This window comes from Cronobacter dublinensis subsp. dublinensis LMG 23823 (genome assembly GCF_001277235.1).
Lineage (GTDB): Bacteria > Pseudomonadota > Gammaproteobacteria > Enterobacterales > Enterobacteriaceae > Cronobacter > Cronobacter dublinensis.
This window is the reverse complement of the sequence record NZ_CP012266.1, coordinates 4371251-4387364: the sequence shown is the minus strand read 5'-3', so window position 1 is coordinate 4387364 and position 16114 is coordinate 4371251. Positions and strand designations below refer to the sequence as shown.

The window sequence follows — 16114 nt, the reverse complement described above, 5'->3', positions numbered from 1 at the left end:
TGAATTTCCGATGATGGATTTATGCACTATTCAGGCGAATTGCTCAAGGCGGGGATTGTCAACGCAGGTGTCTGCGATGGCGGCGTGGCGCCGCCATCGGCAGGGGATCAGGCCTCGGTCTGTTTTTCCGGCGGAAAAATCAGATTCAGCACAATAGCGGTAATCCCGCCCGCGGCGATGCCAGAGGAGAGCAGGTTTTTCACCCAGTCCGGCGCGAACTGCAGGATCAGCGGCTGCTGCGAGACGCCAAGACCCACCGCCAGCGACAGCGCGATAATCATGATAGCCCGGCGGTTTAACGGCTCGCGGGAAACGATACGCACGCCGGAGGCCGCGATGGTGCCAAACATCACAATAGTCGCACCGCCCAACACTGGCTCAGGAATATGCTGCACAAAGCCGCTGACTGCCGGGAACAGGCCCAGCACAATGAGCATCAGCGCTACCACAAAACCGACATAGCGGCTGGCGACGCCGGTGAGCTGGATAACGCCGTTGTTCTGCCCGAAGCAGGAGTTCGGGAAGGTATTAAACACGGCGGAAACAAACGAGTTCAGGCCGTTCGCCAGCACGCCGCCCTTCAGGCGCTTCATATACAGCGGACCGGAAACCGGCTGTTCGGAGACGTCTGAGGTGGCCGTAATATCCCCGATGGTTTCCAGCGAGGTGATCATAAAGACCAGCATTAGTGGCACCAGCAGGTTCCAGTCGATGCCGAGGCCGTAATACAGCGGCGTCGGCACCATGATCAACGCGTCATTCGCAGGCGTACTGTTCGCAGGCAGCATATCCATGCCCCACGCCAGCAGATAGCCGACGGCCATCGCGATCACCAGCGAGGCGACGCGCAGGTAGGGGTTGCGCTGGCGATTGAGGAGAATAATCACAGCCAGCACCGCGCCCGCGAGCAGCAGGTTTTTCGGTGCGCCGAAGGTGTGGTCGCTCATCGCCGCGTAGCCGCCGCCGATAGACGTTAACCCCACCTGAATTAGCGACAAACCGATAATCATCACCACGACGCCTGAGACAAGCGGCGTGATAATGCGGCGCGCCAGGTGCAGCACACGGGAGATAACCATTTCGGTGCAGCTCGCCAGCATCAATGTGCCGAAGAGCGCGGCCATCATGGTGGGCACGTCGGCACCGCCGGTTTTCAGGGCGGTGCCGCCCATAATCAGTGGTGCGACAAAGTTAAAGCTGGTGCCCTGAATGGACAGCAGTCCTGAGCCAACCGGCCCCCAGGCTTTGATCTGAATAATCGACGCCACGCCGGAGGCGAACAGTGACATGCTGATGATGTGCTGGGTATCCTGCGCGTGTAATCCGAGCGCCTGGCAGATGAGCAGCGCGGGCGTGATCACCGCGACAAACATCGCCAGCAAATGCTGGCAGGCGGCAAACAGCGTTTGTGGTAGCGGCGGCCTGTCTTCCAGACGGTAAATCAATTCACTATTCGGCGCGGGCGCAATCGGTTGCGCATTTTCAGACTCAACGGCGTTAACGGACATCGACGGCATTCCCCTGATGGAAAAGCGGAGATTTTATCGGACTGTTTGGTAAAAGCAAACGTTTGCCATTCATGGTGTGATTATTTTTATGGCAGCGCAGGTCGGTGCCTGGCATCAGAAAACAGAAAACGCGGTGGGAAGGACACAAAAGGAAGCGAAGCTGTGAAATGCCCACTCCAGGTGGGCAGCAGGTTTAGATTTTATTCATCTCAATGGTGAGCGTTCCCTGCACAGCGCCAGCGCCAGGGGTGCCGTCCATTAGTTTGACGATTTGCAGCCCAATGGTTTGCGGCGGCTCTGTCGCGGGCAGCGTGCTCTGGTTGACCGTCATTAACGTGTCGTTGTTGTCATACAAACCAATGGCGACGCCTTGTGCGGCGCCTTCACCTTCTGCCGTGTTTCTTATGGCATTACCGCGACTGGTGTCCGCATCGCTGTAAAAGCGGAATTCGATCTTGCCATCGTTTTTCGCCTTCTCGCAGTCGGCGTCACCATCGACACGCAGATGAATACGATGTGGATTCGCAGCGGTTTGCGTCTCCTGGGTATCCATGAGCGCCAGATCCGCATCAAGGCTAATCGTGTTTTCACTTAAATAGAGTTTGCACTGCCCTGCTGGCGCGTTGATTTGACCGGTGATATGGAGCGTCGCCGGCGTGTCTGCCGCCAGGACAGACGTACCTGACAGGGTGGACAGCAGAACGGCCATAAGACTGGATTTGATAAACAGACGTTTCATTATCATTCCTTATCTAATTGATATTAAGAATAAAATAACGGAATGCCATCGCAAAAAGCCCATCCGGAGATGGGCGTGAGAGGTTACATATGAACAACTTCGATTGTGACGCTGCTCTGGATCTTGCCGGTCGTCGCGGTCTGGCCTTTAAGCTCAACGGGCTGGAGACCAATCGTAATAGAGGCGCTGTTTTCACCTGCATCCAGCGGTAACAACTCGGCCAGGCTAAGCGGTTTGCCCGTCTGATCGAAAATGCCGACGCCAACGCCAGTGGCCGCGTCTTCCCCCTGATACGTATTCGCCAGAACGGTACCATCGCTGCTATCCGGGGTACCGACGAATTTAATCGCCAGCCGGCCTTCATCCATTTGCTGCTCGCAGCTGTTGGCGTTGGCCTTGCCATCTACCGCAATCGTGACCGGTGCGGCGTTGGTGGCGCTATCTCCTTGATCGGCAAGACTTGAACCATCCGTATTCAAATTCACCGCGCTGGCGGTCGGCAGTGAAACCACGCAGCTATTATAGACTTCCGGCGTCATTAACTGGCCTGTAATAGACAGTGACGCGGCGGTGTCATTAGACGTTGCGGCATGAACGGCGGAAGCAATCAAAAGTGCACAAGCGCCTACAGCAAAAAGCTGTTTTTTAAACATATATTTTTACTCGAATAATCTATTTCGACGATGGCGAGTTAACGCAATTACAGCGTTACGAGTTCAAACGTCACGCTGCTCTCTGCTACATATTTATAAAAGCTAAAAATCAGAGATGAGCAACTTCAACCGTCAGGTTACTCTGGACATGCCCTACCGTGACGGTTTGTCCTTTTAACTTGACCATGGCTACGCCAATTATAGCGCTGCCACTATTCACGTTAGTTGTGGCATTAATCACGCTATTCAGCGGGATATATTTTCCCTGAATGTTAAAAATCCCGACACCAACGCCTGTTGCCGCATTGTCACCGGTTAGTGTATTTGCAAGCGCGGTACCTTCGCCATTATCAGCAGGTCCGGTCAATTTGAAGCCAACCTTACCCTCGATAATGTCTCTTGAGCAGTCGTCAACAGGAGATAACGATGGGTTAATCGGATCAACGGATAATGTCACGCTGGAGATAATTTTGGCGTCTTCGCCCTGCAGGGGAATATCGTTAGCGACTTTAACGTCAGTTACACTGCTTCGTGAAAGTGAAACTGCACATCCGGAAGCCGCAGTATTTTCTTTTAAGCTCCCTTGTACGGTGAGTGAACGGCTGGTATCAGATAGCACAGATGCTGCATGTGCAGTACTCAGGAACATACATGTTGAAACTGCTATACCTGTAATAATATGCTTCATTTCAATGTCCTTTTTGTGAGTATTAAAGCGCCCTGAACGAGCGCTTTAACGTTTTTGGTATTACAAACGAACGGCCTCGATAGTCAGCTGGCTTTGCACCATGCCGCCATTCGTAGACTTGTTTTTCAACTTCACTAATGCCAGACCAATTCCCGCGTTGCCCATAGTGGCTTGATTTGTCACCTGAACAGGAATCGTGCTGTTCAATGGGATCGGCTCCCCTTGTGGGGAATAAATACCGACACCAACGTTAACGGCACCATTGGCTAATGTATTGGCAAGAACGGTATTTTCTACATTGTCACCAATACCCGTTAACCGCAGGGCAAGCTGGTCCTGTGCGAGGCGTTGCGAGCATTGATCGCCTGGTTGTGCAGAGACAATTACACCAACCTGTTTAATTTGCTGCGTAGCGAGTTTATCGCCTTGCTGCGGGATATTTTGATCTGCCGTCAAGGCAACACTATTTACAGAAAGTGAAATATTGCAATTCATTTTCACAGGTTGCTGATTGAGCATGCCGTGAACCTGCATTACTCCACTGATGTCTGTTGGCTGAATTTCAGCACAGGCCATTCCTGAAACTAACGAGATAGCGGCAGCCAGGCTGCCAATGATTTTCTTCATTGTTTATTCCTTTTAATTTATTAAGCGTTGATGACTGTAACCGTGGTGCTTAATAATGCTGAGGATTTATTATTAAATATGAGCGACTTCAATCGTGAGCGCGGCGGCGACCAGACCAGCGGTTGGTGTCTGATTTTTCAGCTTTACCAGGCCTACGCTGATTTCGCCAATACCGGCTTCACCGCCCGAATCGAGAAGATTCACAACGCTATTTAACGGAACGGGTTCGCCTTCGGTATCGTAAATACCGACACCTACGCCTTGTGCACCGCCGGTCGCTTGTGTATTAGCGAGGACAGTATTTTCCACGCTGTCACCGACGCCAGTGACTTTAAACGCAATGTGACCGTCAGCAAGCTCCTGTGTACAGGCATCATAAGGTGCTACCGTCGGTGCAAGCGATCTGATCACCAGATTAACGGATGATGCATTCACGGCTTTATCACCCTGCGAGGGCATATCCGTCACGTTGCTGTTTAAGGCGACGCTTCCTTTATCAAGCGTGACCGTACAACCAGCGATTTGCGGAGTCTCGTGAAGATTGCCTTTCACGGTCAGGTTCGCGCTAATATCGTTAGAGTCAGTGGAGGCATGTGCCGCACCCAGCATTAAAAAGGTCGACGCTGCGACGCAAAATAACGCTTTTTTCATTGCATATCCTTATGGATTATTTATCTCAATACCAGCAATAAATCCTGGTGTTGAATAACCGAATAACGATGCCTGCAATTGCAGCCACCGTTATCTCAATTCAATGAAGAAAAAGCCCATCCTGTGATGGGCTTCGGAATTACATACGTTCGATCTGTACGGTCAGTGAGCCGAGCAGGCTACCTGCGACAGGCGTTTGTCCGTCCAGTTTCACCATCTGCAGCTTGAATTTGTCTGCCTGGGAAGCCAGCAGCGTATCGCTATTGATTTTCACCGGTGCGTTAGCTTCATCAAAAATACCAATACCAACGCCAGTTGCCGCGCCAGCAGTTACATCGCTGTTCGCCAGGGAAGTGCCAGCAGCATTATCCGCAACACCGACAAATTTATAAGCGATGTGATTTTCTTCAACCAGATTTGCGCAGCCTTCGCCAGTGACGCTGACGGTGACTTCATTGGCATGGGTTGCAGTTTGGTTCTGACCAACCAGGTTGGTGATATCGTCTTCCAGATTCACCGTGGTAGAACCCAGTTGAACTGCGCAGGATGCCGACGGTGCAGTGACGGTGCCGGTAATATTCAGCGTTGCAGACGTGTCGTTACCTGCAGCCTGTGCGGAACCCATTGCGAAAAGTGCGGAAACGGCGAAGCCAATCAGTGTTTTTTTCATAATAAATATCCTTTTTTATTTCCATGAATGTATAAAATAAGCGAAGCATATTCACTCGATTGAGAAAATGCTGCTTCCGTATTTCTTTTTATAAATAATTAATGCGCATTGTTATTTGTGTTTTAACCTGGCCGCCAGAAATTTTGGCGTTAGTTTTTGCATACCGTAATGCAAGTGGCAAAGGGAATGTATTCTGTTGCGTAGGCAGAAGAATATTTAAAGGTTCATCAGGTGACATTACGCTACCGTTATAAAGCATTTCTATTCCGACGCCTTGTGCTGCATTCTCCTTCGCCACGTTTTTAAAGATGGTTTTGGTTGTTGCATCCGTTACACCTTCAACATTAATGCTCGCTTTTTGTGTATTAATACAATTTAAATTTACGCTAACCGGGTACGTCGCTTCTTTCCCGCCTTGCGCCAGCTTACCAGCATCAATAGGAGGCAGCGCGATTTGCGGACTGGCAATCTGGATCGCACAGTGGGCTTGTGCGGCAATAATTCTCATCGTCAGGCTGACAACCAGCGAATTATCCGCCAGCGTCAGTAACGATGGAATACGGAAATCCATATTCCCTGAGGGCGTAACTGCGCCAGTCTTAATCACTTCCAGGCGCAGAGAAATGTCGTCCGTGCTGACAGTTTTATCGCTGAGATCCATACCTGATGCAGTAAAAGGGAATGCCCACTCTTTTTTTCCTGCGCCTGGTTTAGCGTAAATCGCGGTAATTCTGACCCCCAGGCCGTTAACGGTGGTGGCATAAATATTCTTGCCACTCTGGGCGCCCGGAATGCGGCCTGCCAGTTTTTTACGTATGGTCTCAAGGCATTGCATATTAATATTTTTATGCATGCCCGAAAGCAAAGAGAGCGGTGCCTCTTTTTTATATAAAACGGTGCCGCTCATCGCACTGCTGGTCGTCAACGGTAGCTGCACCGCAACCGGCACATTCAGATTCACGTGGTCGCCTGCGGTATTCAGCTTGCATTCATCGGCTTTGGCGGTGTGCAACGTGCTTACCAACATGGCCGCAGCCATTGCACCAGATAAAGAGTAATGTGAGCTCCGTTTCATCAGTGACACTCCGTTGTCACCAGCACAATAGGTGCTTTGCCTTTTGGCGGTAGATTAAAGGGGGCCTGGCAATGTTGATGGTCGCCCCACGAAACGGTAAGCACACCACTATCTGGCGCAGCGTTCAGGTAAACCTGACCACCATCGCCGAGATAGAAGGCATTATCCTGACCTTCAATTTTGACACGTGCGCCAAAAGGCGGATTTGTGCCGTTATAGGTCACTGTTGCCACCGCTTTCCGTCCGGTAATGGGTTTAAATTCAGCCATCACCACGGCATCTTTTGTCGGCACGACCTCCGCTGATGTACTCACAAAATCGAGAGATTTATCGGCGTTATGCGTATCAATTTCCAGCTGGTTACGACGGTAAGCCTGAACATCAGGCATGAGTGCATAGCCCCGACTGTCGGTAATAACATTCTGGCCGTTACTAAGCGGGAGATCGGCAGCACCTGGTGCTGCGATGAGTGCCATACTGTTGCTGGTAAAACGCCCGGCAGTAATGCCATGACGATGTGCTATCACACTGCCGGAGGCATTCCACGACAGATAGTTATTTCTGTCAGCGTTATAGGTAACACTGGCATCGCCGTAACGGCCCTGATAATCCACGCCCACCGATGCAGTTTGCGTATCGCTCTGCTGATGCTGTGATGCTTCCGTAAGCTGAGCGTTCCAGTTGAGATCGCTGTTATCGCCAAAACGTCCGGACAGCCCGAGTTGGTTAGACATATCACCCTGCAGGCTGCTGGTCGCCGTATAGTTAGCGGTCGGTTGCAACGTAGGATAAGCTTCGCTGAAGGGCACTGAGAGCGTCATTGAAAGCTGTTTGTCCCACTCTGGCGCGTCGCTTTCGCGTGACATACTGAATGCCAGAGACAGGCTGAGAAGATGGAATGATCCGCTCCAACCCAGTTGCCAGGAGCGGGAGACGCTACGATCACCATTCTCCGTTCGTGACAACGTTGCATATAAGCTATGTTCGTCGTTAATGTTTTGATTAAGCGATAAGTTATATTCCCGGCGTTTACGTTCACCCGGCATTATGGCTTCGTTGTCGGCCCAGTCCTGAAAAGAAGAGTAATCGTCATAGTAATAACGGTTATCCAGCCGGATTTGAGTATCTCCATCAGCCAGCGTGTTGCGATAGGTGAGACGTACCATTTTGCCGTCCGCAATCTTTTGATTGTTGTGTTGGCCTTCGCTTTTCGTCACATCAATCGCAATGCCGCCAAAACGCTTCATATCGAAACCGATACCTGCATTAAAAGCTTTAAAACGCTCGTGATACTGAGCGCCCCCGTAAAGCGTGGTATTTAATGGAAGGCCCCATGCCAGTGTGGCCTGCACTAGCCGCGGATCGTGCTCTCCGTTAGTCGGGCCGGTCATTTTGTAATGTCCCATTACCAGGCTATATTTCACTTGTTTGGCTCGCAGCAGCTGCGGCACGCTTGAATACGCGACGGTCGTATGGGTTTCTGAGCCATCCGCTTCTTTAACGGTCACGTCCAGCTTGCCGCCGTCGGAGACGGAAGAAAGATCGTTAATGACGAAAGGCCCTGGCGGTACGGAGCGCTGGTAAACAATGCTGCCATGATCGCGCACGGTGACCTGCGCGTTGCTTTTGGCGATACCGCGAATCACGGGAGCGAAGCCATCCATTTGATCGGGCAACATATCGGTGTCCGAGGAAAGCTGTACGCCACGTAATACCAGGCTATCGAAAATATCGCCTGGCGTACTGGCGTCACCCAGCGTCAGTTCGCCTTTAAGCGCGCGCACGGCAGTCTCCAGATAATTGGAAACACTTTTCCAGCCTTCATCCTTACTGAGCGTTGAGTTATTACGATAACGCCAGCGCCCAATATTGATGCCATTGGTCAGATTGGCGAAAACCGAATCCTGTGTCCCTGCGCTTCGGGTAATATATTGCTGGCCTGATAACTGATAAGTGTTCACAAAGGCCGGAATACCATCATCCCATTCCTCTTCAGGCACACCCATAACCGTTTCATCGAGCAATACTGTCTGCGGAATATTTATGCTGAGCTTTAACTGCGAAAAATCGAAATCGACTTTCAACCCGGGCACTTGCTCTTCAGCAGACGCACAAGCTTTCGTGGCCTCATTATCTTTCGCTTTAGCATCTATTTTGCTCATATCCACACCCAGCTTTTTATAGGCTTCGAACGAGAGGCACGGAATCAACCGTTTCTCCTTGTCTAATTCGAACCTCACGCTGCTGACCATGACCGCTTTGCCATTCACATCGATATGTACCCGATACGTCCCTGGAGGCTGATAACCCTGGCTTAACAGGGAGGTGTCAGTAATCGCAGACTGACCATTTACTGCCTGAAGTAACCCTGGATCAAAATACTCGCCAGCAAATACACTGCGGCAAATAATCGCAGAACTCACAAGAGAGGCGATGAGTTTAACTTTCGCGCCGCACATAACATCTCAACTCATTAGTCAAGATGCTGTGAATATGTTTTCGTCGTGCCACCAAAGTCGTTAATTGCTTCCCACTGAACCTCAGCGCCGCTTTGGGGTGTATGTTTCAGGGTGTAGCTCTTTTTACCAAATGGAGGGATAACCGTATTATTGTCAATAACGGATACCTTAATTAATTCTTTATCGATATCAATTTTGCTTAATACCAGGTTAAAAGGTGAGTTATTATTTACAGTTACCGTATTACCTGCGCGAGTCCACTGGGCATTTTTAATCGCCTCGCCTGCATCGCCTTTCAGTCCTGCCGGGCGGAAGAAGAATTTAATACGGTTGTTAATGGCCAGCACCATACGATTCTGCACTTGCGATTCTTCATCGTTAAGCCCCGGCACGCCTTTAACATCCAGCCACAGTAACGTTTCTTTGTCCGTTGGTAAGCCATGACCGAGATACATGACACGAATAACGTTATCGCTCTTGGGGGCCAGGCGGAAAAGCGGCGGCGTGACCACAAAAGGCAAGTTTTGTTTTGCCGTGCTATTTCCCGAATCCAGCCATGTCTGGATTAAATAGGCGCGGTCTTCATCACTATGCACCGTCACAGACGCATCGCCATCCGCCTCATTATAAACAACACGATCGGCATTCAACGTAAGGGCGCTGCTGGCAATGCCTGACCATAACGCGACAGGCAACAGCGCTGTCAGCAACAGTTTTTTCATTCGATTAATCCATTAATTGTTTTTTGAAAGTTAAGCCCGCCAAATCATTTGCGGGTGAGTTAAATCCTGGCGCTTTATAAACGAACCATTTCAACCGTCAGGCTGGCTTGCACATTCCCTGCTCGTGAATCTCGATCGGCACGTTTTGCCATCGCTAAGTAGAAAGGAAAATGGCGATGATAAATTTCTTCGTAAACCTGCTCTACACCAGTATTTGGCGTAATAATCGAACCCTGCGCATCGTAAATATTTACGGCTATGCCTTCTGCGGCACCTTCACCTGTGAGGCTATTTGCCAGCGCCTGGCCGGACTCATCCGTAGCGCCGATAAACTTCACGCCATAGTTATCCTGAGCACAGCCTTCACCTAAAAAATTAACGAAGTACGCGTCTTGTGTTTTCACATCCTGGCTTGATGAGCCGATATAAGGCAGCATGTTAAGGGCCGCCTGCCCTAACTCCGCCACAGTATGATCAAGTGCAAGGGTGCATGTTGCTGCCGACCCGTTTAAGGCCCCGGTGACGTTAAGCGTTGCGACGTTATCTTCAGCAAACGCGCTTCCGCTAATTAACGCGCAACTCATAAATGCAATTAATGTACGTTTGTTCATCATGTTATCTCGCCTATGCTATTCATACTTATTGGTATTTATTGTTTATGCAGTCAAAACCGGTACTCGAGGAGCAATAAAATAACCATGATAGCGCTGACTTACCTTGAGCGGGGCGCTGATGTTAATGCGCTGAAAATAAACTGGCAACATCTAATAAAATAATTCGCGTATAATAGACATCAACTCCATTACGCATCGTTATGCAAATTGTGCGGGTTGATATCGCCTTCAATTGATTTTCATTAAAACATTTATGCAATCTATGGGATCTTTAAAATACTCTTTATACTATTCAATTCATGAATGTATTTTTAGGGTTATTTTAAGATATTGGCGGGTTAAACATTTTTCGGGGTTAAAGATGTGAAGTTACTTTAACGTAAGTCGTATGATTCACGAGGGGATCTAAAATAATAATGGTGATGAAAATTAAGAATTTATTTATAGCCTGTTTTTACTGTTTTTGATCGGTGTGGCGGGGTCGTTTACTCCGCCGGTTAAGCATTAGAATATTTTTCTGTTTCCGGCATCCAACGTTCAATCAATGCCGCAGCCTGCTCCGTATAGCGCTCATGGATATGTCGTGCAATACGCTGCACCTCTGGAATTAACGCCTGGTCACGTAAAAGATCGGCTACCCGGAATTCAGCATTGCCGGTCTGGCGGGTACCCAGAAGTTCGCCAGGACCACGGATTTCTAAATCTTTCTGAGCGATAACGAACCCGTCGTTGCTGTCACGTAACACCTGCAGGCGTTTTTGTGCTGTAGCGGACAGAGGCGATTTGTAAAGCAGTACGCAATGCGATGCCACCGCACCGCGGCCAACACGACCACGCAACTGATGAAGCTGTGCCAGACCCAGACGCTCCGGATTTTCAATGATCATCAGGCTAGCGTTCGGTACGTCAACACCGACTTCGATTACGGTTGTCGCCACGAGAAGATGGATTTCACCGCGCTTAAATGCCTGCATCACCGCCTGCTTTTCTGCGGGTTTCATGCGCCCGTGCACCAGCCCGACATTGAGGTCTGGTAGCGTGGTCTTTAGCTCCTCCCAGGTCGCCTCTGCCGCTTGCGCTTCCAGCAGTTCCGACTCTTCGATAAGCGTGCATACCCAGTATGCCTGACGGCCTTCCTGACAGGCGCTGCGTACGCGCTCGATAATCTCATTGCGGCGGGTATCGGCGATAGCGACGGTGGTAACCGGCGTGCGGCCTGGCGGTAGCTCATCAATCACTGAAGTGTCGAGATCCGCGTAGGCCGTCATCGCAAGCGTTCGCGGGATTGGTGTTGCGGTCATAATAAGCTGATGGGGATGGAAGCCCTGCTGCTGGCCTTTTTCCCAGAGCGCCAGCCGCTGATGTACGCCAAAACGGTGCTGTTCGTCAATAATGACCAGCGCAAGGCCATTGAACTGCACCTGTTCCTGAAAAATCGCGTGCGTGCCGACAACCATCGATACCTGGCCACTGGCAATGGCTTCTTGTTGAGCCTGACGCGCTTTTCCTTTTTGCTTGCCAGCCAGCCAGCCAACTTCAATGCCGAGCGGTGCAAACCAGCTACGGAAGTTGTTGGCGTGCTGCTCGGCCAGCAGCTCGGTTGGTGCCATCATCGCTACTTGTTTGCCGTTGGCAATCGCGCGTAGCGCGGCAAGCGCGGCCACCAGCGTTTTACCCGAGCCAACATCGCCCTGCACCAGCCGCATCATAGGCACATCCAGCGCCATATCGTGCTCGATTTCCGCCACCACACGCGCCTGGGCGCCGGTAGGTTTGAAGGGCAGAGAAGCGAGCAACTGATTTTTAAGTGAATCTTTGGCAGCGAGCGACTGCGCATGATACCGCTGTGCACCGGCACGTAGCGCCAGCATGCTCAGGTTATGGGCCAGTAACTCTTCCAGAATCAAACGACGCTGTGCAGGATGTTGACCGCTTTCCAGGTCTTCCATCTTCATATCCGGCGGTGGACGATGCAGCGTACGTATCGCCTCCGGCAGGCTCATTAATCCCTGCGATAGCTCAGGCGGCAGCAGCTCGGCGATAGCGCAGGTATCGAGCAGTTCCAGCGCCTGATCGGTAAGTTTACGCAACGTCGCCTGGCGTATCCCTTCCGTCGTCGGATACACCGGCGTCAGGGTTTCCTGCATTTCCGGCGTACTCAAATCGTCCTGAATACGGTATTCAGGGTGAATCATCTCCGCGCCGTATTTGCCGCGTTTCGCTTCGCCGTAGGCCAGCACCCGGCGACCCGCCGACAGGCTATTTTTCATCGCAGCGTTGAAATTGAAAAAGCGCATCGTCAGGATGCCGGTGCCGTCGCTTATCTGGCAGGTCATCATACGGCGGCCACCAAACGTGATATTGCAGTTCAGCACTTCACCTTCCACCGTAGCGTAGACGCCGGGCAGGAGGTCGTTGATGGGATACAGATGGGTGCGGTCTTCGTAGCGCAGGGGAAAGTGCAGCAGCAGATCCTGTACAGTATGCAGGCCGATTTTTGCGAGCTTCGCGCTCTGGCTGGTGCCCACGCCGGTCAGTGAGCTTAACGGTACGGCATCCAGCAGACGGCCACGCATCGCTTACTCCGCGGCCTGCATAGTCGCCCACCAGTCCTGTGGCGCGTCGATTTCACCCTGGTCATTCACGCGAGGGTAGGGCAGGCCTTTACGCTTCGCCACATTCGCGAGCACCGGGTAGCCGCCTTCAAACAACAGACGCTGCTGTTCGTCTTCAGGCAGCGCGCTATTGGCGCGCCGGTACATGCCCGCGTTTTGCCGCTGACGCTGCGCTTCGTACAAGATAAGTGCAGAGGCAACAGAAACGTTAAGTGACTGCACCATGCCGATCATCGGAATAATGATGTCCTGGTCGGCAAGGTTTAATGCCTCTTCAGTGATACCGGTTTTTTCCTGTCCCATCAGGATGCAGGTCGGTCGCGTATAGTCGATTTCGCGAAAATCGACTGACTTATCAGAGAGGTGTGTTGCGAGGATCTGCATGCCGCGCGCTTTCAGATGGCCCACAGCATCGCCAATAGTGCGGTGCGTTTTAACTTCCACCCAGCTGTTGCTGCCCGCGGCGGAAGAGGCCATGGTGCGCATGCGGTTTCCCGGCCAAACGGCGTGGACTTCGTGGACGCCCACGGCGTCTGCGGTACGGATGATGGCCGAGACGTTATGAGGCTTATGAACCTGCTCCATGCAGACGGTCAGATCGGGCTGACGTCGGGCCAGCATCTCGCAGATACGCGCATAACGCTGAGAATTCATAAAGTTAGTTTCTGTTACGAGTGACTTTAATCACGTCCGGCATCACGCGGATTTTACGCATGATGTTCGCCAGATGAACGCGATCGCGCGCCGTGAGGCGAATAAAGGCGCTGTAAACGCGGCCATCTTTCTCTTCAGTGTTCAGGCTCTGAATATTTGAGCCTGCGGTGTTGATTGCTGCCGTGAGGTTCGCCAGCGCACCCTGGTGGTTAAACATATCCACTTTGATTTCGGTGATGAACTCCTGCTCGGTCTCTTTATCCCATTCCACCGCCATAAATTTCTCGGGCTCTTTCTGATAGCCGCGAATATTTCGACAGGATTCATGATGGATAACGAGGCCTTTGCCTGGGCTGACGTGCGCGACGATAGGATCGCCCGGGATCGGACGACAGCATTTGGCGAAGGTGATCAGCACGCCGTCCGCGCCTTTAATCGGCAAATGACTGTGGCCTGACGCCGGCACGCTCGGTTGATTGCTGGAAACCGCTTCGCCCTGCAGCAGGTTTTTTGCGACCACGACGCTCATCGCGTTGCCGAGGCCGATTTCAGCCAGCAGGTCGTCAAGCGTGGCGAGCTTCATGCGCTCCAGCTCACGCTGGATATGTTCCGGCGGGATTTCAGCCAGCTTCCGGCTGCCGCCCAGCGCATGGTTCAGCAGACGACGACCCAGGCTTACCGAGTCATCGCGCTTGAGGTTTTTCAGCATCTGGCGAATTTTAGCGCGCGCTTTAGAGCTCACGACAAAGTTCAGCCAGGCGGCGTTCGGACGAGCGCCTGGCGCTGTGATAATTTCTACGGTCTGGCCGCTGGAAAGCGACTGGGAGAGCGGATAGGGCTGGCGGTCTACGCGAGCGCCAACGCAGGCGTGGCCGATATCCGTATGTACCGCATACGCAAAATCGACCGGCGTTGCGCCCGCAGGCAACTCGACAATGCGCCCTTCCGGCGTGAAAACGTAAATCTCATCCGGGAAGAGATCGGATTTAACGCTCTCGATAAATTCAAAGGAACTGCCCGCGCTCTGCTGAAGCTCCAGCAGGCTTTGCATCCAGCGCTGGGCGCGGATCTGCGCGGTAGTGCTGCTTTCACCGTGCTCTTTATAGGCCCAGTGCGCCGCGACACCCATTTCCGCCATCTGGTCCATATCTTCAGTACGGATCTGCACTTCGACCGGCACGCCGTGCGGGCCAATCATAGAGGTATGGAGCGACTGGTAGCCGTTCGCCTTCGGGATGGCGATGTAATCTTTCATGCGGCCCGGGCGCGGCTTATAAAGGCTGTGCATCTGGCCAAGTACGCGATAACAGGTATCGACATCTCTCACGATCACGCGAAACGCGTAGATATCCATGATGGAGTGGAAACGCTGCTCTTTCAGCACCATCTTGCAGTAGATGGAGTACAAATGTTTTTCGCGACCGCTGACGCGGCACGGAATACCCGCCTCCTGTAAGCGACCTTCAATTTCAGAAAGGATCTTCTGAATCATCTCCTTACGGTTGCCGCGTGCGGCCTTAACGACCTCTTTAATGACGCGATAACGGTTAGGATGGAGCGCTTCGAAGCCCAGTTCTTCCAGCTCGGTTTTCAGATGATGAATACCGAGGCGGTGCGCCAGAGGGCTATAGATTTCAAGGGTTTCGCGGGCAATGCGGCGACGCTTATCCGGGCGAAGCGAGCCCAGCGTGCGCATATTGTGGGTACGGTCGGCGAGTTTGATCAGAATGACGCGGATATCCTGCACCATAGCCATGATCATTTTGCGAAAGTTTTCGGCCTGCGCCTCTTTCTTGTCGCGGAATTTCAGCTTATCGAGCTTAGAAACCCCTTCCACCAGTTCGGCGACGCTTTTACCGAACAGCTGTTCCATATCCTGGTAGGTGGCAGGCGTGTCTTCAATCACATCATGCAGCAGCGCAGCCATCAACGTTTCATAGTCGAGTTTCATCTCGGCCAGGATACAGGCTACGGCTACTGGATGAGTGATGTAGGGTTCGCCACTTGAACGTGTCTGTCCCTCGTGAGCATCACGTGCAACGAGATAAGCCTGCTGCAGACGCTTAATCTGGTCCGCAGGCAGGTATTGTTGAATCAGTTGATTCAGGCTTTCAAACAGATACAAGGGCTACCCGCACAAGTTATTAACGACGGCCTTCAGCGATAGCGGTAACGGCCTGCAGTTCTGCGGCTTCCTGCTCCTGCTGCTCCTGGCGCTCACGCACGTCGAGGATCTGGTTGTTGATCAGACCTTCTTCGATTTCACGCAGCGCAATAACAGTGGTTTTATCGTTTTCTTCCGGTACCAGCGGATCTTTGCCGCCCACCTGCATCTGACGAGCGCGACGCGCGGCGACCAGCACCAGGTCAAAACGGTTACCAATTTTCTCTACAGCGTCCTGAACAGTTACGCGTGCCATATTTAAAAAGCTCCACAGG

General features: G+C 51.9%; 15 protein-coding genes. All 15 read right to left on the bottom strand.

Translation table 11 applies throughout. The features are described from left to right. Positions 1 to 107: 107 nt before the first annotated feature. Positions 108 to 1508 (bottom strand): nucleobase:cation symporter-2 family protein, encoded by a 1401-nt coding sequence (locus AFK67_RS20355; RefSeq protein ID WP_007729514.1) that lies wholly within the window; start codon positions 1506 to 1508, stop codon positions 108 to 110. A 193-nt stretch (positions 1509 to 1701) separates the two neighbouring features. Then, the gene (locus AFK67_RS20350; RefSeq protein ID WP_007729515.1) at positions 1702 to 2247 is read right to left on the bottom strand and encodes a fimbrial protein; all 546 of its coding nucleotides are present in this window, start codon (positions 2245 to 2247) and stop codon (positions 1702 to 1704) included. Positions 2248 to 2330: 83 nt separating this feature from the next. Next, a complete protein-coding gene (locus AFK67_RS20345; RefSeq protein WP_071602787.1) occupies positions 2331 to 2900 on the bottom strand; it encodes a fimbrial protein in 570 nt (189 codons plus the stop codon). A gap of 109 nt (positions 2901 to 3009) precedes the next feature. Further along, complete coding sequence (locus AFK67_RS23005; protein WP_071602786.1) at positions 3010 to 3588, bottom strand: fimbrial protein; 579 nt, start codon at positions 3586 to 3588, stop codon at positions 3010 to 3012. A gap of 60 nt (positions 3589 to 3648) precedes the next feature. Continuing rightward, the gene (locus AFK67_RS20340) at positions 3649 to 4215 is read right to left on the bottom strand and encodes a fimbrial protein (RefSeq protein ID WP_032967556.1); all 567 of its coding nucleotides are present in this window, start codon (positions 4213 to 4215) and stop codon (positions 3649 to 3651) included. Between the two features lie 72 nt (positions 4216 to 4287). Beyond that, positions 4288 to 4866 carry a fimbrial protein gene (locus tag AFK67_RS20335; RefSeq protein WP_007729522.1) on the bottom strand — a complete coding sequence of 193 codons (579 nt, stop codon included), beginning with the start codon at positions 4864 to 4866 and terminating at the stop codon, positions 4288 to 4290. Between the two features lie 139 nt (positions 4867 to 5005). Then, the gene (locus tag AFK67_RS20330; protein WP_007668092.1) at positions 5006 to 5536 is read right to left on the bottom strand and encodes a fimbrial protein; all 531 of its coding nucleotides are present in this window, start codon (positions 5534 to 5536) and stop codon (positions 5006 to 5008) included. Between the two features lie 88 nt (positions 5537 to 5624). After that, entirely contained in the window at positions 5625 to 6611 is a 987-nt protein-coding gene (locus AFK67_RS20325; RefSeq protein WP_038884729.1) for a fimbrial protein, read from the bottom strand. Next, positions 6611 to 9070: a fimbria/pilus outer membrane usher protein gene (locus AFK67_RS20320; RefSeq protein WP_038884727.1), complete on the bottom strand. Its 2460-nt coding sequence runs from the start codon at positions 9068 to 9070 to the stop codon at positions 6611 to 6613. The genes AFK67_RS20325 and AFK67_RS20320 overlap by 1 nt, the downstream gene beginning before the upstream one ends. Positions 9071 to 9084: 14 nt before the next feature. Next, on the bottom strand, positions 9085 to 9792 hold the full coding sequence (locus tag AFK67_RS20315) for a fimbrial biogenesis chaperone (protein WP_007713541.1): 708 nt from the start codon (positions 9790 to 9792) through the stop codon (positions 9085 to 9087). 74 nt (positions 9793 to 9866) lie between these two features. Continuing rightward, entirely contained in the window at positions 9867 to 10406 is a 540-nt protein-coding gene (locus tag AFK67_RS20310; protein ID WP_231692208.1) for a fimbrial protein, read from the bottom strand. A gap of 497 nt (positions 10407 to 10903) precedes the next feature. Continuing rightward, the gene (gene recG / locus AFK67_RS20305) at positions 10904 to 12982 is read right to left on the bottom strand and encodes an ATP-dependent DNA helicase RecG (protein WP_007713544.1); all 2079 of its coding nucleotides are present in this window, start codon (positions 12980 to 12982) and stop codon (positions 10904 to 10906) included. A gap of 3 nt (positions 12983 to 12985) precedes the next feature. Next, on the bottom strand, positions 12986 to 13675 hold the full coding sequence (trmH, locus tag AFK67_RS20300; protein WP_007713546.1) for a tRNA (guanosine(18)-2'-O)-methyltransferase TrmH: 690 nt from the start codon (positions 13673 to 13675) through the stop codon (positions 12986 to 12988). A gap of 4 nt (positions 13676 to 13679) precedes the next feature. After that, positions 13680 to 15800, bottom strand: a complete 2121-nt coding sequence (gene spoT / locus AFK67_RS20295; protein WP_032966559.1) for a bifunctional GTP diphosphokinase/guanosine-3',5'-bis pyrophosphate 3'-pyrophosphohydrolase — start codon at positions 15798 to 15800, stop codon at positions 13680 to 13682. A gap of 19 nt (positions 15801 to 15819) precedes the next feature. Beyond that, positions 15820 to 16095 carry a DNA-directed RNA polymerase subunit omega gene (rpoZ, locus tag AFK67_RS20290; protein WP_000135058.1) on the bottom strand — a complete coding sequence of 92 codons (276 nt, stop codon included), beginning with the start codon at positions 16093 to 16095 and terminating at the stop codon, positions 15820 to 15822. Positions 16096 to 16114: the final 19 nt, after the last annotated feature.